Source organism: Klebsiella sp. I138 (assembly GCF_051131765.1).
Lineage (GTDB): Bacteria > Pseudomonadota > Gammaproteobacteria > Enterobacterales > Enterobacteriaceae > Klebsiella.
In genome coordinates this window covers 4,954,762-4,977,598 of the sequence record NZ_CP180447.1, presented here as the reverse complement: position 1 = coordinate 4,977,598, position 22,837 = coordinate 4,954,762, and the positions used below count along the sequence as shown (strand labels likewise).

At 56.1% G+C, this 22,837-nt stretch carries 21 protein-coding genes and 1 tRNA gene; 11 read left to right on the top strand and 11 right to left on the bottom strand.

The annotated features are described in order from the left end of the window. The first annotated feature begins 8 nt into the window (after positions 1-8). Both mltC and ACMYSK_RS23295 read left to right on the top strand, forming a co-directional pair. Positions 9-1,091: a membrane-bound lytic murein transglycosylase MltC gene (gene mltC, locus ACMYSK_RS23300; protein ID WP_434638771.1), complete on the top strand. Its 1,083-nt coding sequence runs from the start codon at positions 9-11 to the stop codon at positions 1,089-1,091. Positions 1,092-1,330: 239 nt separating this feature from the next. After that, positions 1,331-2,590: a nucleoside permease gene (locus ACMYSK_RS23295; RefSeq protein ID WP_434638770.1), complete on the top strand. Its 1,260-nt coding sequence runs from the start codon at positions 1,331-1,333 to the stop codon at positions 2,588-2,590. Between the two features lie 37 nt (positions 2,591-2,627). Here ACMYSK_RS23295 and citG read toward each other — a convergent pair whose 3' ends face one another. From citG to ACMYSK_RS23255, 8 genes are read right to left on the bottom strand one after another with little or no spacing between them, the layout of a single operon-like run. Continuing rightward, positions 2,628-3,431, bottom strand: a complete 804-nt coding sequence (gene citG / locus ACMYSK_RS23290; protein ID WP_434638769.1) for a triphosphoribosyl-dephospho-CoA synthase CitG — start codon at positions 3,429-3,431, stop codon at positions 2,628-2,630. After that, positions 3,409-3,948, bottom strand: a complete 540-nt coding sequence (gene citX / locus ACMYSK_RS23285; RefSeq protein WP_434638767.1) for a citrate lyase holo-[acyl-carrier protein] synthase — start codon at positions 3,946-3,948, stop codon at positions 3,409-3,411. The genes citG and citX overlap by 23 nt, the downstream gene beginning before the upstream one ends. A gap of 4 nt (positions 3,949-3,952) precedes the next feature. Further along, positions 3,953-5,470 carry a citrate lyase subunit alpha gene (citF, locus tag ACMYSK_RS23280; protein ID WP_434638765.1) on the bottom strand — a complete coding sequence of 506 codons (1,518 nt, stop codon included), beginning with the start codon at positions 5,468-5,470 and terminating at the stop codon, positions 3,953-3,955. A 10-nt stretch (positions 5,471-5,480) separates the two neighbouring features. Continuing rightward, positions 5,481-6,356 (bottom strand): citrate (pro-3S)-lyase subunit beta, encoded by an 876-nt coding sequence (gene citE, locus ACMYSK_RS23275; RefSeq protein WP_434638764.1) that lies wholly within the window; start codon positions 6,354-6,356, stop codon positions 5,481-5,483. Further along, a complete protein-coding gene (citD, locus tag ACMYSK_RS23270; RefSeq protein ID WP_434638763.1) occupies positions 6,353-6,646 on the bottom strand; it encodes a citrate lyase acyl carrier protein in 294 nt (97 codons plus the stop codon). The genes citE and citD overlap by 4 nt, the downstream gene beginning before the upstream one ends. A 16-nt stretch (positions 6,647-6,662) precedes the next feature. Next, positions 6,663-7,682, bottom strand: coding sequence for a [citrate (pro-3S)-lyase] ligase (gene citC / locus ACMYSK_RS23265; protein ID WP_434644304.1), 1,020 nt, complete (start codon positions 7,680-7,682; stop codon positions 6,663-6,665). A gap of 13 nt (positions 7,683-7,695) precedes the next feature. Continuing rightward, the gene (locus ACMYSK_RS23260) at positions 7,696-8,559 is read right to left on the bottom strand and encodes a fumarylacetoacetate hydrolase family protein (protein ID WP_434638762.1); all 864 of its coding nucleotides are present in this window, start codon (positions 8,557-8,559) and stop codon (positions 7,696-7,698) included. Positions 8,560-8,576: 17 nt separating this feature from the next. Further along, a complete protein-coding gene (locus ACMYSK_RS23255; RefSeq protein WP_434644302.1) occupies positions 8,577-9,938 on the bottom strand; it encodes a 2-hydroxycarboxylate transporter family protein in 1,362 nt (453 codons plus the stop codon). A gap of 347 nt (positions 9,939-10,285) precedes the next feature. Here ACMYSK_RS23255 and ACMYSK_RS23250 point away from each other — a divergent pair, with 347 nt between their 5' ends. Together ACMYSK_RS23250 and ACMYSK_RS23245 are read left to right on the top strand one after the other, a co-directional pair. After that, positions 10,286-11,923 carry an ATP-binding protein gene (locus ACMYSK_RS23250; protein WP_434638761.1) on the top strand — a complete coding sequence of 546 codons (1,638 nt, stop codon included), beginning with the start codon at positions 10,286-10,288 and terminating at the stop codon, positions 11,921-11,923. Further along, positions 11,913-12,605 carry a response regulator gene (locus ACMYSK_RS23245; protein WP_434638759.1) on the top strand — a complete coding sequence of 231 codons (693 nt, stop codon included), beginning with the start codon at positions 11,913-11,915 and terminating at the stop codon, positions 12,603-12,605. Before ACMYSK_RS23250 ends, ACMYSK_RS23245 begins: the two co-directional genes overlap by 11 nt. A 50-nt stretch (positions 12,606-12,655) precedes the next feature. Here the strand turns inward: ACMYSK_RS23245 and ACMYSK_RS23240 are convergent, their stop codons facing one another. Continuing rightward, the gene (locus ACMYSK_RS23240; RefSeq protein WP_434638758.1) at positions 12,656-14,812 is read right to left on the bottom strand and encodes an ornithine decarboxylase; all 2,157 of its coding nucleotides are present in this window, start codon (positions 14,810-14,812) and stop codon (positions 12,656-12,658) included. A 436-nt stretch (positions 14,813-15,248) separates the two neighbouring features. Here ACMYSK_RS23240 and ACMYSK_RS23235 point away from each other — a divergent pair, with 436 nt between their 5' ends. The 3 genes from ACMYSK_RS23235 to ACMYSK_RS23225 all read left to right on the top strand — a co-directional run bounded on the left by ACMYSK_RS23235 (position 15,249) and on the right by ACMYSK_RS23225 (position 17,567). After that, positions 15,249-15,962: a DUF554 domain-containing protein gene (locus ACMYSK_RS23235; protein WP_434638756.1), complete on the top strand. Its 714-nt coding sequence runs from the start codon at positions 15,249-15,251 to the stop codon at positions 15,960-15,962. Positions 15,963-16,067: 105 nt separating this feature from the next. After that, a tRNA-Phe gene (locus ACMYSK_RS23230) sits at positions 16,068-16,143 on the top strand. A gap of 164 nt (positions 16,144-16,307) precedes the next feature. Next, entirely contained in the window at positions 16,308-17,567 is a 1,260-nt protein-coding gene (locus tag ACMYSK_RS23225) for a tyrosine-type recombinase/integrase (RefSeq protein WP_434644300.1), read from the top strand. Between the two features lie 875 nt (positions 17,568-18,442). On the opposite strand, the gene ACMYSK_RS23220 is transcribed toward ACMYSK_RS23225, so the two are convergent. Next, complete coding sequence (locus ACMYSK_RS23220) at positions 18,443-18,775, bottom strand: hypothetical protein (RefSeq protein WP_434638755.1); 333 nt, start codon at positions 18,773-18,775, stop codon at positions 18,443-18,445. A gap of 35 nt (positions 18,776-18,810) precedes the next feature. After that, on the bottom strand, positions 18,811-19,203 hold the full coding sequence (locus tag ACMYSK_RS23215; protein WP_434638754.1) for a helix-turn-helix domain-containing protein: 393 nt from the start codon (positions 19,201-19,203) through the stop codon (positions 18,811-18,813). Between the two features lie 332 nt (positions 19,204-19,535). On the opposite strand from ACMYSK_RS23215, the gene ACMYSK_RS23210 reads away from it, so the two are divergent. The 4 genes from ACMYSK_RS23210 to ACMYSK_RS23195 all read left to right on the top strand — a co-directional run bounded on the left by ACMYSK_RS23210 (position 19,536) and on the right by ACMYSK_RS23195 (position 22,822). Then, a complete protein-coding gene (locus tag ACMYSK_RS23210) occupies positions 19,536-20,054 on the top strand; it encodes a PTS glucitol/sorbitol transporter subunit IIC (protein WP_434638753.1) in 519 nt (172 codons plus the stop codon). Further along, complete coding sequence (locus ACMYSK_RS23205) at positions 20,054-20,275, top strand: hypothetical protein (protein WP_434638752.1); 222 nt, start codon at positions 20,054-20,056, stop codon at positions 20,273-20,275. The genes ACMYSK_RS23210 and ACMYSK_RS23205 overlap by 1 nt, the downstream gene beginning before the upstream one ends. After that, positions 20,266-21,249, top strand: a complete 984-nt coding sequence (locus ACMYSK_RS23200) for a PTS glucitol/sorbitol transporter subunit IIB (RefSeq protein WP_434638751.1) — start codon at positions 20,266-20,268, stop codon at positions 21,247-21,249. The genes ACMYSK_RS23205 and ACMYSK_RS23200 overlap by 10 nt, the downstream gene beginning before the upstream one ends. A gap of 298 nt (positions 21,250-21,547) precedes the next feature. Next, complete coding sequence (locus tag ACMYSK_RS23195; RefSeq protein WP_434638750.1) at positions 21,548-22,822, top strand: MFS transporter; 1,275 nt, start codon at positions 21,548-21,550, stop codon at positions 22,820-22,822. Positions 22,823-22,837: the final 15 nt, after the last annotated feature.

Below are 22,837 nucleotides of genomic sequence, written 5' to 3'. Positions count from 1 at the left end.
CCGGAATGATGAAAAAATATTTAGCGCTAGCGCTCATCGCGCCTTTGCTCGTTTCGTGTTCCAGCTCAAATAAAAAGGGCGCTGAGTATAACGAAGCCTGGGTGAAGGACACCAACGGCTTCGATATCCTGATGGGCCAGTTTGCCCATAACGTCGAAAATATTTGGGGTTATAACGAAGTCCTGCTCGCCGGGCCGAAAGACTACGTTAAATATACCGACGGATATCAGACCCGTAGCCACATTAACTTTGATGAAGGTACCATCACGGTCGAGACCATCGCCGGTACCGATCCGACGGGCCGTTTACGTCAGACCATCATTAAGACCCTGCTGATGGGCGACGATCCGGGGTCAATCGACCTCTATTCCGACGCCGACGATATCCAGATCTCCAAAGAGCCCTTCCTTTACGGGCAGGTAGTGGATAACCACGGCGATCCGATTCGCTGGGAGTGGCGGGCCTCGCGCTATGCCGATTATCTGCTGCAAACGCGGCTAAAAAGCCGCAGCAACGGCCTGCGGATGATCTACAGCATCACCATCAATCTGGTGCCAAACCACCTCGACAAACGTGCGCATAAGTACATTGGCTACGTTCGCCAGTCGGCGCGGAAATATGGCGTCGATGAGTCGCTGATTCTGGCGATTATGCAGACCGAATCCTCTTTCAACCCTTACGCCGTCAGCCATGCCGATGCGCTGGGTTTGATGCAGGTCGTGCAGCACAGCGCCGGGAAAGACGTATTCCGTTCGCAGGGGAAATCGGGCCTGCCAAGCCGCAGCTATCTGTTCGATCCGGTGAATAACATTGATACCGGCACCGCCTATCTGGCGATGCTGAATAACGTGTATCTGTCAGGCATCGATAACCCGACCTCGCGTCGCTACGCCGTTATTACCGCGTATAACGGCGGTGCGGGCAGCGTATTGCGCGTCTTCTCCAGTGATAAGGTCCAGGCGGCCAATATTATCAACAGCATGACCCCCGGAGATGTCTACGCTACTTTGACCAACCGTCACCCGTCTGCGGAATCACGCCGCTATCTTTACAAGGTGAATACGGCGCAGAAGTCCTATCGCCGGAAGTAAGGTTATCTCTTCCCCCGGCCCTTTCCTGACGCGGAAGGGCCGGTTTTCCCCGCCTTCCCATCCCGTCTCCATACGAAAATGTTATTTGCATCACAATCTAATCTGCAAATTAATGTGGATTGCATTTTTTTGCGGAAGGTAACAAAACATAATGGCGTTAGCTGATAGAATTTCATCAAATTGCAACTCTGAATGTAATTATCACAACACATCCCCCGCTTACTCGTGAGGAAAATAACATGAACCTTAAGCTGCAGCTTAAAATATTGTCGTTTCTGCAGTTCTGCCTGTGGGGTAGCTGGCTGACTACACTTGGCTCCTATATGTTTGTGACGCTCAAGTTCGACGGCGCGTCTATCGGCGCCGTTTACAGCTCGCTCGGCATTGCGGCGGTTCTGATGCCAACGCTGCTGGGTATCGTGGCGGATAAGTGGATCAGCGCGAAGTGGGTTTATGCGCTGTGCCACCTGGTGGGAGCGGGTACGCTGTTTATGGCGGCCCAGGTGACCACCCCTGGAGAGATGTTCTTCGTCATTCTGCTTAACTCGCTGGCCTATATGCCAACGCTGGGCTTAATCAACACGATTTCCTACTACCGCCTGAAGTCTGCCGGTTTGGATATTGTGACGGATTTCCCGCCGATTCGTATCTGGGGCACCATCGGCTTTATCATGGCAATGTGGGCCGTTAGCTTTGCCGGTTTCGAACTGAGCCATATGCAGCTTTACATCGGCGCAGTACTCTCCGTCGTTCTGGCGCTGTTCACTCTGACGCTGCCGCATATCCCGGTCTCCAATCAGCAGAAAAACCAGAGCTGGAGCAGCATGCTGGGCCTGGATGCCTTTGCTCTGTTCAAAAACAAACGGATGGCGATCTTCTTTATCTTCTCCATGCTGTTAGGCGCAGAGCTGCAAATCACCAACATGTTCGGGAATACCTTCCTGCACAGCTTCGATAATAACCCGCTGTTCTCCGGGAGCTTTATCGTTGAACATGCGTCGGTGATGATGTCGATTTCCCAGATATCCGAAACCCTGTTCATTCTGACCATCCCGTTCTTCCTGAGCCGCTATGGCATCAAAAACGTGATGATTATCAGTATCTTTGCCTGGATGCTGCGCTTCGGCCTCTTTGCCTATGGCGATCCGACGCCGTTCGGCACCGTGCTGCTGGTTCTGTCGATGATTGTTTACGGCTGCGCCTTCGACTTCTTCAACATCTCCGGTTCGGTGTTTGTTGAGAAAGAGGTGAGACCGGAAATTCGCGCCAGTGCCCAGGGGATGTTCCTGATGATGACCAACGGCTTCGGCTGTATTCTCGGCGGTGTCGTGAGCGGGAAAGTCGTGGAGATGTATACCACCAACGGCATTACCGACTGGCAGCCCGTGTGGCTGATCTTTGCCGCGTATTCGCTGGTTCTGGCCGTCGCCTTCATCGCGCTGTTTAAGTACAAACACGTGCGCGTCCCGGCCGGTGCACACACTCCTGTCACACATTAACTGATGGCTCCCTCCCCCTCTCATCGGGGGGAGGGCATCAGCCGCATTTCGCTAATACCCACGCCACCGACAGTAAATCCGCACTCCCTCCCGGACTTAAATGACGCTTTATCAGCGCCCGGTCCATCTCCAGCAGCCGACGGCGATCCCAGCCGCTTGCCAGCAGCGTTTGCGCATAGGTCTGCACATACCGCAGGCCGGCAATCCCCCCGCGCGACACCAGATTGCTGTCCGGATTCACCGCCATCAGCCGCAGTAAAAGATCATGCAGCCGGCGACCGTTCCACTGCGGCAAAACGCCGCGTACCGTTGCAAAACCACTTTCCGCCTCGCCGCGCGCGCCGGTTAACCCCAGTTGCTGAAACTGACGTTCACCTGCGGTTGCCGCCGCGCCGCGCCCTGCCAGCTCGCGCGCTACCAGCCCCTGGCATAGAAGCCCCACTTCAGTACACAGCGTTGATGCGGTCACTTCCTGCACTCGCCCGGCGGCAAAGCAGAGCAGGCCGAGGGAAAATATCCCGCCTTTGTGGGTGTTCACGCCGCCGGTTGCGGCATACATCGCCTGCTCGCAAGCAATCCCCATCGGGCGCAGCAGGCGTAGCTGCCCGTCTGCCGGTTTGCCCGCATGGTGGCTCCCCAGCTCGGTAAAGCGAGATAACCACGGTGCAATCGCCGCAATACTGCGAACAAACAGAGCGTGATCCATATCGCGGTGGGAACCGCTGTTCAGCCGGTCCACCAGCCCCGGCTTCGGCGTCAGCTCCAGCTCCTGCCACAGCGCCTCTTCCGCCAGACGAGGGACGTCAATGGCATCACGTTTAGTCGCGAGCAAACCAGTCATTGATTATCTTCTCCACCCCACCGACCACCTGCTCCACCGGATGCTTGCGCGAGCGGGAGCAGGCATGCGCCGGCTCATCGCACACCAGGCAGCGGCGCATATGCAGGCCAAGCGACAGGCGGCCAACGTGGCCGTCCTGCGGACTTATCACATCCAGGTCCCACAGTCTGCCGAGCGGGTGCATCTGCTCCAGCGCCGCGCAGTGGGCCTTAATTTCCGGGGCATTGTGCGCCACGGACCACATCGCCTCAGGCCCCGTCGGAAGCCACAGCACCTGACGATCCCGCACCTGCCAGCGGTTTTCCCACAGCAACTGGTCACACATCTGTAGCGCCACGCCCATCGTATTACGGTAGCGGAGGCTGTTTTTTACCGCTCCCGGCGTCACCAGAGTCAGAGAGATAACCGGCTGTTGATAACGTCTTAGCCAGTCAGCCTGACGCGCCGCGCGGCGTTCCTTCGCCGCCAGCAACGCATCGAGGCTGACACCCGCTTGCGCGGGCATCGCGGTGTTCATAGGGCTACTCCTTAACCTGGCGCACGGTATCGATCACTCGTCCGTCGCGATAGCGAATGACGCCGACGATTTTATCGGTAAATTCAATCGGTCTGGGGACCCCGCTGAGCGAGACGGCTCGCGCATACAGCGCGTCGATATCGACAATTTTCATCCCGGCCTCAATCAGGCGCGCGCGGATCTCCGGGCGTGCCGGATTCACCGCAATGCCGTGGTCGGTCACCAGCACATCAATGCTTTCTCCGGGCGTCAGTCGCGTCGTCACCCGCTTCACTACCGTTGGGATCCGGCTGCGCAGCAGAGGGGCGACAACAATGGTCAGGTTTGCCGCCGCCGCCACATCGCAGTGGCCACCGGAAGCCCCACGCATGACGCCGTCGGAACCGGTAATCACGTTAACATTGAAATCGACGTCGATTTCCAGTGCGCTGAGGATAACGACGTCCAGCTGGTCGCAGCTCGCTGCCTTGCTGCCCGGGTTGGCGTAGACGTTAGTGGAGATCTCCACGTGATTGGGATTACGCGCCAGAGAAGCCGCAGCCTGACCATCGAAACACTGGGTATCAAGCAGCTTTTCAATCAGCCCCTTCTCATGCAAATCCACCAGGCTGCCGGTAATCCCCCCCAGCGCAAAACGGGCTTTCACACCGTCGCGCGCCATCTTCTCCCCCAAAAAACGGGTACAGGCGGTGGCCGCCGCACCGGAGCCGGTCTGCATCGAAAAACCGGGCCGGAAGTAGCCGGAATGCTCAATCACCTCCGCCGCATAGCGGGCAATCATCAGTTCGCGCGGGTTACTCGTGACGCGCGCGGCGCCGACGCTGATCTTCGCCGGGTCGCCCACGCTTTCAACTTGTACGATGTAGTCCACCTGATCCTGCATCAGGCTAGCGGGCATATTGGGGAAAGGCACCAACTCTTCGGTAAGCAGCACCACTTTGCGGGCAAAATGCGCATCGACCATCGCATAGCCAAGCGAACCGCAGCAGGAGCGCCCGTGGGTACCGTTAGCGTTGCCAAATTCATCGCTGCACGGTACGCCGAGAAACGCGACGTCAATTTTTAGCTCACCGTCTTGTAATAATTTCACCCGCCCGCCGTGAGAATGGATCTGCACCGGCTCATCCATCAATCCATGGGAGATAGCATCCGCCAGCTTCCCGCGCATCCCGGAGGTGTAAATGCGGCGAATCACCCCGCTCTGTATATGTTCAATAAGCGCATCGTTGCAGGTCATCAGTGAACTGGAGGCCAGCGTCAGGCCTTTAAACCCCATCTGTGCCAGCTTCGCCACCACGCGATTAATCACCCGATCTCCTTCGCGGAAAGCATGGTGAAAGGAGATAGTCATCCCGTCCTGCAGGCCGCTGCGCACCACCGCCTCCTCGACGGATTCGCACAGTTTACGACGATGTTTTGCCTCTACGTCGGCCAGCCAGGGCGTGGCGCTGAGGGCGGAATCAAACGGTTTTAAATCCCGCAGATGGGGAAAACTGGCATGGAGAAGTTCTGTCTGGTTCATTGTTTTATCCTTAACGGCGCACGCCGGAGGCGGCCGCGCGCTCCAGCACTCTCTGTGCATGGTTGATAATCGGGGCGTCGACCATTTTGCCGTTGAGCGATACCACGCCCAGGCCATTGCGCTCCCCCTCCTGCGCGGCCTCAATCACTAATTTTGCGTGATCGACTTCCTGCCGGGTAGGCGCATAGGCGTTGTGCAGCAGGTCAATCTGGCGCGGGTTAATCAGGGATTTGCCGTTAAAGCCCATCTTGCGGATCAATTCGACTTCGCGCAGGAATCCGGCTTCGTCATTCACATCTGACCATACCACGTCGAAGGCATCGATACCGGCAGCCCGGGCAGCGTGCAGTACCGCACAGCGGGCGTAGAACAGCTCGGTGCCGTCGCTGCGCTCGGTCTGCATGTCCATCACGTAATCAAACGCCGCCAGCGCAATGCCAATCAGCCGCGGGGAGCGACGGGCAATAGCCACGGCATTAATCACGCCAATCGCCGACTCAATTGCGGCCATGATGCGGGTCGACCCCACTTCACGTCCGCAGTCGCGCTCGATGCGCACCAGATGGCTTTCCAGCTCGTCAATGTCTTCCGGGGTATCGGTTTTCGGCAGACGCACCACATCGACGCCGGCGCGGACGACCGCTTCAAGATCCGCGAGGCCAAACGGCGTGCTCAGCGGGTTAATCCGCACGACGGTTTCGATATCCTGATATACAGGATGCTGAAGCGCATTCCAGACCAGCAGGCGCGCGCTGTCTTTCTCGCGCAGCGCCACCGCGTCCTCAAGATCGAACATGATCGAATCGGGACGGTAGACAAAAGCGGTAGAGAGCATCGCTGCGTTAGCGCCCGGCAGGAATAACATGCTACGACGGAGCGTATTCATCGCAGGGCCCTCCAGTCGATATGCGGCTCATCGACGGCGCGCAGCACTGCGCATTGCAGACGCGCACGAATAACGCAATCCAGCGCCCCTTTGTCTTCGATGATAATCAACCCCTGATGCACCGCCATGGCGTGCAGCGTCTCTTCAACCACCTGGCGAATCTGCTCGCCAAACTGCTTTATCACTTCACTGTGGATGACAATCTCCAGCTCGCCGTCGGCGGGGGCGATTTTCACCATCAGGTCGCTGGACTCCTGCGTACCGGCCAGCGCCTCCCTTACAATTTTCATGATCGTTTCCTGATAGTTAAGCGACTTCCGCGCTGTAGTGCGCTTCGAGATGCGCGAAAGTAGATTCCGGGACAATGTCCCGAATACGAGAATACTGTTCTGTCTTAAGTAAACGGCGGACTTCCGAGGCCGAGATAGCGCTTCCGCCCGCCTTGATGCGGGCCATCTCCTCAACGTTGATATGGCCCGCCAGGAGCTCGTGTAATGTCTGGTTGTACTGATGGGTGATATCGCAAAACGGCTCAGAGCCGATAAAACGATGGGTAATGCCAAGGGACGGCGCGATGTAGTCGCGAAAGATCAGCACGTCGATTTCGCTCCACGCCTGCTGCACTTTGCCGCTCTCTTTGAGGAAGTAGGCCGGGAAAGTGGCGCGGGAAATGATGTACTGCGAGCCTTCGTGGACGGAAACATTCGGCAGATGCGCCACTCCGGCCCGGACCATCTCCAGACGGGCGCTGAACGGAAAGAAGGAGGCATCTTCGCGTACCACAAACAGATGCAGCCAGTCGCAGCGTGCCGCCGCCTGCTCCACCAGATGACGGTGGCCGAGCGTAAACGGGTTGGCGTTCATCACAATCGCCCCGATATCCTGGCCGGGCCGGCGCTGGCTGCTGAGCGAGCGGCAGTAGCGCGTGATGCCCTGCGGCGTGTTTTCCATCAATACCGCGTTACTGCCACTCCGGGCGACAGGCCAGAAGCCGCTGCGGGCAAAGCGCTCCTCGTTACGCGGTCGGGTGCACAGGAAAAGGTGGAAGTGGCCGCGCGCCAGGGCGACGTTTTCCACTTCCGCCAGCAGCCGCGCGCTAAGGTTGACACCGCGCAGCTGCTCATCGACCGCCACGCATTTGATAACGTTGGCGGCTAGCCCCGCACAGCCCACCAGCTGCCCGCCGGACCAGGCCTCAATAAACAGCGTGATGTCGTTATCCATCCCCAGACCGCTGTCCGTCAGCAGATAGCGAATCTGACTCAGACGTTCCGGGTGTCGGGCCACTTCCGTGAGACGAAAGTCGATAGCGGGTTGCGAGTCCATCATCACGCCTTACTCAGTGTGCCGTCGTCAGCATGTTGGCTGGCGCTTCCATGATCACATTGCTGAGATGGCCGATATGCTCGATCTCAACCTCAATGCGATCGCCCTCTTGCATAAACAGCGGCGGATTGCGCTTTTTCCCTACTCCGCCGGGCGATCCGGTAATGATCACATCGCCCGGACTTAAGCGGGTGAACGTACTGATATACTCGATCAGATCCGCCACCTTGTGGATCATGCTGCTGGTGTTGTCATCCTGAACCATCCGCCCGTTCAGCCAGGTGCGGATCGCCAGTTGATGCGGATCCGGGATCTCATCAGCGGTAGCCATCCACGGGCCGAATGCGCCGGTCTGCCGCCAGTTTTTTCCCGCGGTAAACCAGCTGTGCTGCCAGTCGCGAGCGGAGCCATCCATGTAGCAGCTGTAGCCCGCAACGTGGCGCAGCGCCTCCTCGCGGCGGATATTCTCACCGCCTTCGCCGATAATCACCGCCAGCTCGCCCTCATAGTCGAATTCGCTGGAGTGGCGCGGTTTCAACACCGGCGCATTGTGGGCGGTCTGGGAATCGGGAAAGCGGACAAACAGCGTCGGCGCCGGATTGTGCTGATCGAACTCTTTGCGCTTTTCGGCGTAGTTCATGCCGACGCAGAGAATTTTTTCAGGCTGCTCAATCACCGGCAGGAAGGTCACAGCCGACATTGGCACATCCACCGTATCGTTAAGATAGCGGCTGGCTTCCGCCAGGCCGTTGCCCTGCAACAGCGCCTTCAGGTCGCCGTAGCGATCGCCCAGGCGGCGACCTAAATCAATCATCCCTTCCGCTTTGACGATGCCAAAGCTGCGAATACCCTGATAGATAAAGCTTGCGAGTTTCATTGTTTTTTCCTGAAAACTTAAACGAGGAAGTTGCCCAGAATCAGCAGCGAGACGGAGACGTTAATCGCACCGCCGATACGGGTGGCAATCTGGGCGAACGGCATCAGGCTCATACGGTTGCCGGCGGTCAGAATTGCCACATCGCCGGTTCCGCCCTGTCCGCTCTGGCAGCAGGAGACGATGGCGACATCAATCGGATGCATACCAATTTTTTTACCGACGAAGAAGCCGGTCGCCACCAGCGCGGAGACGGTGCTGATAATCACCAGCAGGTTGCTGACGGTGAAGGCGGCGACCAGTTCGTGCCACGGGGTGATCGCCACGCCAACGGCAAACAGGATGGGATAGGTCACAGAGGTCTGGAAGAATTTGTAGACCACCTGAGAACCTTCAAGAATGCGCGGGGAAACGCCGTTAAACAGTTTCACCAGCACCGCCATAAACAGCATGCCAACCGGCGCAGGCAGGCCAATCAGCTTATGGCCCAGCATCCCCAGCATATACAGCAGCACGGCCAGCAGGGCGCCAGAAGCAATGGTGGTGACGTCTACTTTTCCAGAAGAGGCGGGCTGAGAAGCGGTTTCATCGGTATTGGCACGGTTTGGCATCAGTTGGCCTTCACCGGTCAGGTGCGGATAGCGCTTACCGAGCTGGTTCAGGCAGCCGGAGATAATAATGGCGGTGAGGCCGCCCAGCATGACCATCGGCAGCACGCGGCCCAGCGCTACGCCCTGATCCATATGCAGCAGCGTCGCATAACCTATAGAGAGCGGGATCGCCCCCTCGCCCACGCCACCCGCCATAATCGGCAGTATGATAAAGAAGAAGATCTGGAACGGCTCAAGACCGAGCGCCAGGCCCACGCCCATCCCGACGATCATGCCGACGATTTCACCGCACAGCATCGGGAAGAAGATGCGCAGAAAACCCTGGATCAGCACGGTGCGGTTCATGCTCATGATGCTGCCGACAATAATGCAGCAGATGTAGAGATAGAGGATGTTGGTGGATTTGTAGAATTTGGTGGTGGACTCCACCACCACGTCCGGCAGCAGGCCATAGTAGACCAGTGCCGAGGGGATGAAGGTCGCGCAAATCGCTGCTGCGCCGAGTTTGCCGACAATCGGCAGGCGCTTGCCGAACTCGCCGCAGGCAAAACCAAAAAACGCCAGCGTGGCTACCATCACCACGATATCGCTCGGCAGCTTGCCGCCCAGACAATCGATGGCGATAAGCAGCCCGGCAAGAACAAACAGTGGTAAAGGAATAATCCCAATTTTCCAGCTATCCATAATATGCCACCAGCGCTCTTTGAGCGACGGTTTGTGAATATCAATTGGGTCCTGGGTAACAGAGAAAGAATCGTCAGTCGTGCTCATCATTAAGCCCCTTGGTTATTTTGTGCTGGCATCTTAATGTGCCAAAAGCAGACTTAATGTGAGGCTCAGCATATTAAAATCGAAACTTTAATGGCTGCTATGGTTTTAATGGTTTCTTTTATTTAATGTGATTCATGATTTATTTATTGGCGTGGTTTTTATGGTTTATTTTCCAAATTGAACAAACAAATAACATTTATTAACGTAAATTTAAGATCTGCTTTCGCTACGACAATTTCCTGCTATCTGGCGCTTGTGCAAAGGATCACAAGTTTCCAGCAAACCAGATGCCAGCGGGAAAAAAGATGATACATTAACGACTTCCATTGATACCGCGCGTGATAGTCATGAAAGTATCATTTCAAATAAAGCTGTTTATTTCGTTGACGGTCTTTTTCTCAGTGCTTTTTGCACTGCTGGGCGGCTATTATTATACTGATGTTGAAAAACAGCTATATATGGAAATGAGCACCCGCGCAAAAATACAGGCCGAAGAAATCGCCATCATTCCTTCATTACGAAAAAGCGTCGCCAGAAAAGATATTCCAGCCATTACTCAGTTTATGAATGAAATAGCAGCCCGGAGCGATGCCAGTTTTATTGTCGTCGGAGATAACAAGGGCCGTCATTTGTTTCACTCCGCATTTGCCGACCGGGTTGGCACGCAGCTCGTCGGTGGCGACAACGAAGCGGTACTGAATGGTAATACCACGACGACCATTCGCCAGGGAGGACTGGGGATTTCTCTACGCAGCAAAGCGCCAGTATTGAACGATGAGGGTCAGGTGGTCGGTATTGTCTCCGTCGGCTATCTTACCAGCTACCTCGATACCATTACCGTCAGTAAAGTCGTCAATATCCTGATCGCCGCCGTTCTGCTACTGCTCGCCCTGTTTGTGTTCTCGTGGTTTTTCACCCGCAGCATCAAGAAGCAAATCTTCTCACTGGAGCCACGTGAGATAGGCCTGCTGGTGCGCCAGCAAAAAGCGATGATGGAGTCGATCTACGAAGGGGTGATCGCCATCGACGACCATCTGCGGATCGAAGTGATCAACCAGGCAGCCCGGAAGCTGCTGGATCTGAGCCAGCCTGTTCGCCAGCTGCGCGGCCGGCGAATCAGTCAGGTGATTGCTCCCGTCCCCTTCTTCACGCTGAAAACGATGCTACAGCAGGATACACATGATGAAATCTGCCGGTTCAACGATCTCACGGTGATCGCCAGCCGCGTGCGAATCATGCTGGAGGATTCGCTGCAGGGCTGGGTCATTACCTTCCGCGATCGCAATGAGATAGATACGCTCAGCGCACAGCTCAGCCAGGTGAAACGCTACGTCGACAATTTGCGCATCATGCGCCACGAGCAGCTGAACCGTATGACCACACTCTCCGGTCTGCTGCATATGGGACGCTACAAGGAAGCTATTCACTATATTCAGGCCCAGTCAGAACATGCCCAGGAGCTGCTGGACTTTATCTCATCGCGCTTTCGCTCGCCCACGCTGTGCGGCCTGCTGCTGGGCAAGGCCTCCCGCGCCCGCGAAAAAGGCGTCGAACTTCACTTCGATCCGGCCTGCCTGATGGACAAACCCTTCGCCCCGCTCGCCGAATCAGAGCTGATTTCGATTATCGGTAACCTGCTGGATAACGCCATTGAAGCGACGCAGCGTGCGCCGCTGCCGCACGCGCCGGTAGAAGTCCTGATAAAGCTTAACAGCCAGGAGCTGATCGTGGAGGTCGCCGACCAGGGTATCGGTATTACGCCGGCATTTCGCGAACGAATATTTGAGCGCGGTATTACCACCAAAACCCACGGCGATCATGGTATCGGGCTGTACCTGATCGACAGCTATGTCACCCAGGCAGGCGGGTCTATCGAAGTCGCCGACAATATGCCGCGAGGTGCAATTTTCTCACTGTTTATTCCCACCACGGGAACCGCCAGACGCCCGGCACTGGAACTGGAAGAGACCGACTATGCAACATGAACTTATTGATGTACTGATCGTGGAAGACGAGCACACGCTGGCACAGCTGCACGCGGAGCTGATTGGCAAACATCCGGACCTGCGGCTGGTGGGGATCGCATCCTCCCTGACCGATGCCCAGGCGCAAATTGAGAGCAAGCGGCCGCAGCTGGTGCTGCTGGATAATTACCTGCCAGACGGAAAAGGTATCACGCTTATCGGCAATGCAATGCTGGCGCGTACCCACTGTTCGGTTATTTTTATCACCGCCGCCAGCGATATGAATACCTGTAGCCTTGCGATCCGCAACGGCGCGTTCGACTATATCCTCAAGCCGGTGTCATGGAAACGCCTCAGCCAGTCGCTGGAACGCTTTATTCAGTTCGCCGAGCAGCAGCGGGTGTGGAAGATTGTCGATCAGCAAAACGTGGATTCGCTGTATCAGCTGCAGGCAAAAAACTACCGCCAGGATAACGGTAGCAAAGGCATTGAGGGCAATACGCTGGCGCGGGTAGAGCAGCTGTTTAGTCAGCATACCGCGAACTGCTTTTCAGTGGACGAGGTTGCGAGCGCGACGGGACTGAGTAAGACGACCGCCCGCCGCTATCTGGAACACTGCGTAGAGAGCGGTTTTCTGAGCGTAGAGATGCTATACGGCAAGATAGGCCATCCGCGCAGGATGTATAAGCGCAGCACGGTTTGAGTGACCAAAAAACCTCTCCCGGCACGTCGCGGGAGAGGATCGGCGTCAGGTTAAGAAAGGCGCGTGGCGTCCTGGTTTAGCACGTAGCCGTACAGACGTTTGATACCGTCAGAGTCGGTCTCGCTGTATACCCCTTGCAGCTCCGGCGAGAAACCGGGCAGCATATTGACGCCCTCTTCCAGGGCCAGGAAATAACGCAGCACCGCCCCGCCCCAGACTTCTCCCGGAACCACGCACAGTACGCCCGGCGGATACGGCAGCGCCCCTTCAGCAGCCACCCGGCCTTCGGCCTCGCTTAAACGCACCAGCTCAACGTTGCCGCGAATAAACTCGCGGTTAGCATCCTGCGGGTTCATCACCACGTGGGGGAAGCTCTGCTTGCGGAACATCTCTTTTTGCAGATCCTTCACGTCAAAGCTGACGTACAGATCGTGCATCTCCTGGCACAGCTCGCGCAGGGTGTAATCGCGATAGCGGACGGGGTACTTGTTATAGATGGTCGGCAGGACGTCGGCCAACGGCGTGTCGGCTTCGATGTGCTGTTCAAACTGCTCCAGCATCACCACCAACTGGGCCAGCTTTTCCGCGCTCTCTGCCGGCGTCAGCAGAAACAGGATCGAATTCAGATCGCACTTCTCCGGTACGATACCGTTCTCGCGCAGGTAGTGCGCCAGAATCGTCGCCGGGATCCCAAATGCGGTGTAGTCACCGCTTTCGGCATCAATGCCCGGGGTAGTCAACAGCAGCTTACAAGGGTCGACAAAGTACTGCTCGCGGGCATAACCGTCAAAACCATGCCAGCGTGCGCCGGGTTCAAAGCTAAAGAAACGCCGCTCGCGGGAAATTGTCTCGGTGGAGTAATCCTGCCACGGACGCCCTGCAACCACCGGTGGAATAAACGGCTGAATCATTTTGCAGCGGGTGATAATCGCTTTACGAGCGTCAATGCCCAGCGCCACGCACTCTGACCACAGCCGGCGACCGCTCTCTCCTTCATGGATTTTGGCGTTCACATCCAGCGCCGCAAACAGCGGGTAAAACGGGCTGGTAGAGGCGTGCAGCATAAAGGCATTATTCAGCCGCTTATGCGGGCAGAACCGCGCCTGGCCGCGCAGGTGGTTATCCTTCTTATGGATCTGCGACGTTTGCGAGAACCCCGCCTGCTGCTTATGCACTGACTGGGTAACAAAAATGCCCGGATCGTTTTCATTCAAATCCAGCAGCAGCGGCGAGCAGTCGGCCATCATCGGGATAAATTGCTCATAGCCTACCCATGCGGAGTCAAACAGGATGTAATCGCACAGGCTGCCAATTTTATCGACCACCTGACGGGCGTTGTAGACCGTCCCGTCGTAGGTGCCAAGCTGAATGATCGCCAGGCGAAACGGACGTGGCGCATCGGCTTTCTCCGGCGCCACTTCCCGAATCAGATCGCGCAGGTAGCGTTCATCAAAGCAGTGATCATCAATACCGCCGATAAAGCCAAACGGGTTTCGCGAGGCTTCAAGATACACCGGCGTAGCCCCCGCCTGAATCAGCGCGCCGTGATGGTTGGATTTATGGTTGTTGCGGTCAAACAGCACCAGATCGCCGCGGGTCAGCAGGGCGTTGCTGACCACTTTATTCGCCGCCGAGGTGCCGTTGAGAACAAAATAGGTTTTGTCGGCATTGAAGACCTTCGCCGCGAACTTCTGCGCATGCTTTGCCGAGCCTTCGTGGATCAGCAGGTCGCCCAGCTTCACATCGGCATTGCACATATCGGCACGAAAGACGTTCTCACCAAAAAAGTCAAAAAACTGACGACCCGCCGGATGCTTTTTAAAGAAGGCTCCGTGCTGATGTCCTGGACAGGCAAAGGTGCTGTTGTCCATCTCGACGTACTGCGTCAGGGTATCGAAAAATGGCGGTAGCAGGTTCTCTTCATAGCTGCAGGCAGCAGCTTCCAGCTCCAGCCATTCTTGTTCTTTCCCGCCGATCGTTGCCGTCACGCCGTCTGGCGTTGCCATATCGGTATCGGTCAGCAGGAAGACCGGCAGGTTAAAGCCGCTGCGTTTAAGCAGAGCAAGGATGCCGCTGCGGCTGTCCGCTGCGGTAATGACGACTGCCGCCACATCGGTAAAATCAGTACTGTCCAGCGCCACCACGCGACGGTGGGTGGAGAGATGAGAGACCAGCGCGTGGCTGGCGGCAATGTGCATTGATTTCATTAGCGCGAATACCCGTTTCCGGAGAGTAAAAGGCTTCAGACAAGGCATTTCTGCCTTGCCCAACGAAATGTCAGGGTCCGACTGGATTCCAGCTCCGACCGCCAGACATCAGTAAAAGCAGACCGGGTCCGATCTTACTGTTGTCCTGCAGTGAGCATGCGCTGTCTTCACCGCATGAGGTGCAGGGGATCAGAATGCAGAGTAGCAAGATGAGGCGACTTACGCATCTGCGCGCAGCGGCAATGACGATGTACGGATAGAGTTATCACCGACGGCCTCACAGTTGAAGAGAAGAAAATTCGCGCAATAATGTCACCTTTGACATACCCGTGCAAGATGAAATCTGTATGCAAATACCCGACGGAATTACAGGCCTTTGCCGGGCTTTCGGGTCATAATAATGCTGTTATCAGGGATAATTAACAGGAGCTCTACTGTGGTGACAGGACCTTTTATTAATGCCGGTGCGGTCCTTTTAGGCGGCGTACTGGGCGCGCTGTTGAGCCAGAGGTTGCCGGAGCGGATTCGCACATCGATGACCTCTATTTTTGGTCTGGCCTCGTTGGGGATTGGTATTCTGCTGGTTATCAAGTGTGCCAACCTGCCGGTGATGGTGCTCTCCACGCTGGTCGGGACGCTACTTGGCGAAGCCTGCAATATGGAAAAAGGCATCAACACGCTGGTCAGCAAGCTTCAGCAGTGGCTGACGCCGAAAGGCAACAAAAAGGCGCCGCTGAATACGTCATTTATTCAGAGCTACGTCGCCATTATTGTCCTGTTCTGCGCCAGCGGTACCGGCATTTTCGGCGCCATGCGCGAAGGGATGACCGGCGATGCCAGCATTCTGATCGCCAAAGCTTTTCTCGATTTTTTCACCGCCACGATTTTCGCCTGCACCCTTGGGTTTGCCGTTGCAGCAATTTGCTTGCCGATGCTGGCTATCCAGCTGTCGCTGGCGGCCTGCGCCTCGCTGATCATGCCACTGACCACGCCGATGATGATGGCAGATTTTACTGCCGTTGGCGGTATGCTGCTGCTGGCAACAGGGCTGCGCATCTGCGGAATTAAGATGTTTGCGGTGGTGAATATGCTGCCCGCCCTGCTGCTGGCGATGCCGATTTCAGCGGCCTGGACGATATTTTTTACCTGAAGGCGCGTGCTTTTAATTCGATCTGGTGATAGATTGTGCAGTCTGCGTCGATTTGAATAAATTTCGTTGACGAAGCGAGGCGAATCGGTTTTAATGCGCCCCGTTGCCCGGATAGCTCAGTCGGTAGAGCAGGGGATTGAAAATCCCCGTGTCCTTGGTTCGATTCCGAGTCCGGGCACCACTATTTTAGTTTTGGGACGTTCCTATACGTCCGGGAACCTAGAAAAATCAGTAAGTTGATGAAAATCTGGAGTACCGCAAGGTACTGCCGGATTTTTTGACATCCGTAGTTTTTGGGGGCTTAATTGGGGGCCTGCCGGTTTGATAAACTACGGAGCCCCCACAATGCCTCTGACTGATACCGCCACCCGCCACGCCAGACCTCTCGACAAACCTTACAAACTCAGCGACACGCAAGGTTTATACCTGCTGATTAAACCCAACGGTTCCAAACTCTGGCACCTTAAGTACCGCTTTGGCGGAAAAGAGAAAAAGCTGGCGTTTGGCGCTTACCCGACTGTCTCGCTGGCAACGGCCCGTAAACTGCGCCAGGAAGCCCGTACAATACTGAGCACTGGTGCCGATCCCGGTGTAAAGAAACAGCAGGACAAGCAGGCGAGAAAAAACGGCAATACCTTCGAGACCGTCTCCCGTCAGTGGGTAGCCGCGAACATTCGCTGGAGTGAGGCACACGCCACCAGAGTCCTGCGATCACTCGAGCTGCACATTTTCCCGTTCATCGGCAATGCCCCTGTGACTGACCTGAAAACTGCCGATCTGCTTATTCCGCTACGGATAGCAGAGAAAAAAGGTTGCCTGGAAACAGCAGCACGAATACAGCAACGTACCACGGTCATCATGCGTTACGCCGTACAGGAAGGATTGATTACAAGCAACCCGGCCAATGACCTCTGCGGCGCTATCACCCCGCCACCAAAAAACCATTACCCTGCCCTGCCGCTGGAAAAATTACCGGAACTACTGGAAAGAATAGAAAGCTATTCAGGCAGACTGCTAACAAGGCTGGCGGTACAGCTTAATTTGCTGATTTTTATTCGCTCCAGTGAATTACGTTTTGCCCGCTGGTCGGAGATCGACCTGGATAATGCGATGTGGACACTTCCTGCAAATCGGGAACCCATCACAGGTGTGCGTTACTCAGAACGCGGTGCAAAAATGAAAACGCCGCATCTGGTGCCGCTGTCAAAACAGGCGGTAACGGTACTGAAGCAGCTAAAACTGTTATCCGGCAACGGGGATTTACTCTTCCCCGGCGATCACGATGCCCGTAAGCCAATGAGTGAGAACACCATCAACAAGGCACTGCGCACGATGGGTTACGACACACAAGTGGACATCTGCGGACATGGCTTCCGTACGATAGCGTGTAGCGCGTTGATTGAATCAGGTCGCTGGTCAAAAGATGCCGTGGAGCGGCAGATGAGCCATCAGGAACGTAATCACGTTCGTGCCGCCTATATTCATAAAGCAGAACACCTCGACGAACGAACTCAAATGATGCAATGGTGGTCGGATTATCTTGATGCCTGCCAGCATCAATTCATCCCGGCTTATCGCTTTGAGAAGTCGATTAAGATTGCCTGAGCCAGACTGATGCACCGAAAGCATAAACCGCTTCTGAACATACAAAGGGCTTAGGTGGAGTACAACAGAGCGAGCACTCCCCTTTGATAAAATAGCGGGATTTTTCCCCACCACCATTACCCGTATTCCAGGGACAATCGATATGACAGGCTGCGCTTATATGGCTTTTTAATGGATGCGAACAGCAGAAATTAAAAAGTGGCGTGAGGTGAGGAAATTCCTTTTCGAAGAAATGGCTAATTTGCGTCGCCCGAACCCACCCGCGAGCGTTCTCTCCAAAGGGAACCGAGCAGGCCGGGGGGAGCCGAATAAATTTTGCCGCCCCAGCGAGCAAAAAGACGCGCCCACGCGTCGGTTTATTTGGGGGGCTTGCCCCGCACACCGTCGCCGCTAAGTCTCCGGCCAGAAGCCGGTAGCGTTGCGCGACCCCCCCCTTTAAAGCAGCGTTCCCGTTTTTTTTGGAGCTTGCGAGAAAAAAACAGGCGAAACGCGCGTCTTAAAGGGGGGGGGGCGCGCGTAGCGCGTGACGGTGTGCCGCTTTTGACCCTGGGGTTTTGGCGCGGCGTCCAGACGCGACATTACCCCTGCGAGACTGGAAATAAGGGCGTCCAGCCCGCATTGACAGGCGTTCGGGATTTTATGCCGGGAAGCACAGCTTTACGGCACTTTGCCGCAACGCGACCTGGCTATCGCCCCATGACATCGCCCAACACCGTGGGGCGTACTGACTGGGCGATGTCATGGGGCGGATGGCGAGAAGGGTCATTGAGTTTAAATAAGCTCTCTGTTTTTTGGGGTTTACTTTAACTGGGCGTCAGTCGCTTAACCGGATAATCAAGTTCATGATTTCCTCGATAACAACTGTACTACTCCCCTTACCTACTTCCGCCAAAATCCTTATCCAGTTGGCCTGAAATACTGTTAAGCACACGCTTTAAGATTCTGGCTCTCTGTCCCGGCGTCATAAATCTGAACATACTGTTAAGTAACTCGAGATCTTTTTCAAGCGCATCAGCATCCGATCGCAATGCTGGCTGACCATCCTCGTCGCCCAATAGCCATCCTGCTTTGATGCCCATCCCAGAAGCTAATTTTTTAAGCTGTAAAATCCCAGGAACTGAGTCTCCCTTCAGATAACTCCTGATAGTCGAGTTAGGTATACCTGTTTTGACAACAAGTGAGCTAACCGTGTCATCTGTCGCAGACATAGCATCAGTCAGCCTCTGGCCGAATTCTGACGTAGTCATTTCTTAGTAAGGTAGTTTTCTTCTTGTTTAAGGAGATTGGTTACGGTTTCAGAAAGTTGTCTAAGGATTATTTTTCTTTGCAAGACAGTAAGATATTTGAATGTTTGGTTAAGGAACTCAAGGTCTTTATCCTCTCTATTACCATCTGAATCCTGGGCATCAAGCAATAGAGAAACATCAATACCTAATACTAGTGAAATCTTTTGGAGCACGTCGGCCTTAGGTAAATTTTTCCCATCCACGTATTTTTTAATCATTGGCTCACTAACACCAATAGCCTTGGCTAAGGCCGCATTAGAATGCTTTGTAAGCAGCATAGCTTGAGCCAATCTTCTTCCAAACTGGAATTTGTGATCTTCTTCTCGATTTTCTTCGTTCTTAATATCCATTTCAGTTACCCAGAAGAATAAGCCGTTGATTATTAATCAATTAATAATATTTTCACGAGATAAAAGTTAAGATTCACATTTAAAGTTAACTTTGTTATCTTATAGTCATTCATCTCATTGCAGACATTGTATTTCTGCAAACTTAACTTCTGAGAATCGCATAAACAGGGCTGAAATGCCACGCCTGCGCTCGCCCTGAAAAAAACTAAGCAGGTGCTTGAGTCTGTACCGCCACTGTGTCCGGGGTCTCTGACTGTTGTATCAGCCATGCTGGCTCCTCCTGGTCGGTTTGCCAGGGCCACGGTTTTTTTTCTCCAGACAGAGGACTGGACATGGAACTGCTCAGCCTGAACGACGGCATCCTTACCTTTATCCAGAGCGCCAGCGGACATTTTCTCACGCTGGCCATCACCATACTGCCCGTATTTCTGTTCATGCGGATCCTGCTCACTGTGACCCTGCGCCTCGTAGGTACCGCGCAAACAGAAGCCCTCGCCCGGCTTTGTGGCCGTTCCAGGGTGCTCACCTACGGGCTGTTGCCAGTGATTGGCTGGCTGCTGCTCCGGGCTCCAGGGGCGCTGGCCCTCGGGTTCGTGTTGCCGGAGAAAAGTAAGCCCGGCTTCGAGGATGCACTCACCACCCTTGCCCATCCCCTGTCCACCGCCTTCCCGGGGGTAGTGACCCCTGAACTGGTCGCCTGGCTAAGCATTACGGCCGGACTTCGGAACCATGGCCTGCCCGTGACCCAGTTGGTCCTGCGCTATCTCCTGACTGGCGTGCTGATCTGCCTTATCCGGGGAATGGTCACAGAGTGGATCTTTCTGCGGATCACCTCACGAGGGAAACGCTGATGCAACGCTACCCCACCCTCATCATCAAACAAGGAACCCATGTGGAAGACTGCCGCTCACTGGTGCGGGAGTCTCTATCCGGGGACGGCATACTGGTCATGTTCTTCGAACATGCACATGTGCCTCTCCACGACGGGGTCCTGCATCCGGGCAGTCCGACTTCAGAGCTTGCCGATCTGTGGGGCGCATTCATCATCGAGGAGGGCTATCCATGGAGCTGATCCACATCACCCCCGGCCCCGGGGGCAGCGGCACAGGCTTCTGGCTTCCGCTACGCAGCGGCCGGATCATCCTGTGTCTCACAGGCGGGGATTTTCATCCCGTCGCCATCGAGCTGGCGGCCCTGACCGAGTCCGAGCTGATCAACGGCTATTCCACCCTGCCCCCCGATGAACGGTTGCTCTGCGTGGTGCTCGACGACCCGGGCTCCCTGCTCTGTGGCCTTTATCCTCAGAAGCGCATTCCGGTAATCAACGTCCGGCCGGGCCGCTACAACGGCCATCTCGCAAGCGTCATCACCGATGCCACCTATGTCTCCGGAGTGACCCTCTCCGAAATCGCCCGGGCGGACATACACACCGTGCCCGATCCGGTCTCATCGCCCATAAGGGAGTCCGGGCCAGTGATCCGCCATTCGCCACCCGCGCCACGCGGGATTAAGTGCCTTGCCGCCGGGGAGGTTCGTCTGGCCCTGTGGGTGGGGGAAGTGCTCCCCCTGTTACGCGATACAGCCCGGGAGGCCATTCAGGTATCACTGCGCGACATCCTGCCCTTTATGGCCCTGATCGCCCTGCTGATGGCCCTCGCCGAAAACTCAACCCTGGGGGCCGCCATGGAACACCTGCTGACCCCGCTCGTGGGCTCGGTCTGGGGACTCCTGCTGCTCTCGGTCATCTGCAGCTTCCCGTTCCTGTCCCCGCTGCTCGGGCCGGGGGCGGCCTTCACGCAGGTGGCTGGAGTGATTATCGGGACGCAGATCGGGGCCGGGACCCTGCCTCCCGCCCTGGCTCTACCCGCCCTGTTCGCCATCAACGTGCAGGTCGGATGCGATTTCATTCAAGTGGGGCTGGCTATTCAGGGAGCCAGCCGGGCCACTATCGCCGCCGGAGTACCGGCTTTTTTACTCTCCCGCCAGCTGACGGGACCGCTGGCCGTCATTATCGGCTGGCTCTGCGCCACCGGACTGTTTACCTGACGCACGGCTGATGAGGGGGCCGGTACGCGGATAGCCGACCACGGGGGATAACGCACCGGACCGAAAGGATACAGTGAACGGCTCATCACCCCCTTACCGGGTGGGGATAACTGTTGCCTGAAACTGACCAATACCCATGCACGGGGAGGTATCGGAACCCACACATAACCTGACTGACAGTACTACCCGATTTCGTCTCTGGCCTTTATTTCGTATACGGGCAACGGCTTCGCTCACGCGTTATTCAGGCAGGACACCAAAACTAACGCATTAACGGATAGAAAAGGATGCCCTGGAAATGAAAATTAAGAATCTACGATGGTACATTATTGTCCTGGTTATGATGGGTACCATTACTAACTACCTGTCCCGTAATACTCTTGGTATCGCTGCCCCGACCATGCTGAAGGACATCGGCTTTACCGAACAGCAGTACGCCTGGATCACCGCCGCCTTTAACCTTGCTTACCCTGTGGGCGGAGTCGGCGCCGGCTATATCATGGACCGGTTCGGCGTACGCTGGGTTTTCGCCATGATGGCCATCCTCTGGTCCGTCTTTAACGCGCTGACCGGTTTCTTCAGCTCCTGGCTCCCCATAATGATACTCCGGATGGGTATTGGCCTCACCGAATCTACCTTCAATCCTGCCGGGATGAAAGTCTCCGCCCAGTGGTTCCCGCCCCGGGAGCGCGGCCTGGCCTGTGGGATCTACAGCATCGGCACTTCAGCCGGGGCCATGCTCGCTCCGCCCGTGGTCGCCTGGTCCATCATCCATTACAACTGGCGCATCGCCTTTGTCGTGGCGAGCGTCTTCGGGATTGTCTGGTCCGTGCTCTGGCTGATTGCCTATCGCGCCCCGGAAAAGCATGCCCTCATAACAGAAGAAGAGCTCGCTCTGATTGGCCGCGAAGCAAAGCGCACGAAAGTCACGCACCGCGTCTCGCTGAAAACAATGCTGCCCCGGCGGAACCTCTGGGCCATCTCCCTGCCCCGCCTGTTTGCGGACCCCACCTGGGCCGCGCTGGGCTTCTGGATGCCCCTCTATCTGGTCACCATCCGCCATCTGGATCTGAAGCAAATTGCCCTCTTCGCCTGGCTGCCGTTTCTCACCGCTGACGCAGGCTGCCTCTTTGCGGGCCTGTTTGCCCAGTGGCTTCACCGGCGTGGAGTCACCCTCATCAACGCCAAGCGCATCACCTTCACCCTGGCGGCCTGCCTGATGACGCTCATCCCGCTGCTCAATTTTGTCACCACCACCGGAATGGCCATCACCCTCTTCTGCGTCGCCGGGTTCGCCCACCAGTGTGCCTCCATCACGGTGATCAGCATGTCTGCCGAGTTCTTCAGCGAGGACGAGGTTGGCACCGTCACCGGGTTTGCCGGGCTGGTCGGCGGTGTGGGGGGATTTATCGGGACGCTGCTGATCGGGGCCGCCGTGGCCAGGATCGGCTATAGCCTGGTCTTCGACGTGCTGGGCTTCCTCGATCTTATCGGGGCCGCCCTGCTCTGGACCCTACTCAGCATTCCCCGCTCCGCTCCCCTCCGTGACTCTGTCCTTAACCCGGGTCTCTGACCCACCAGGAGAAAA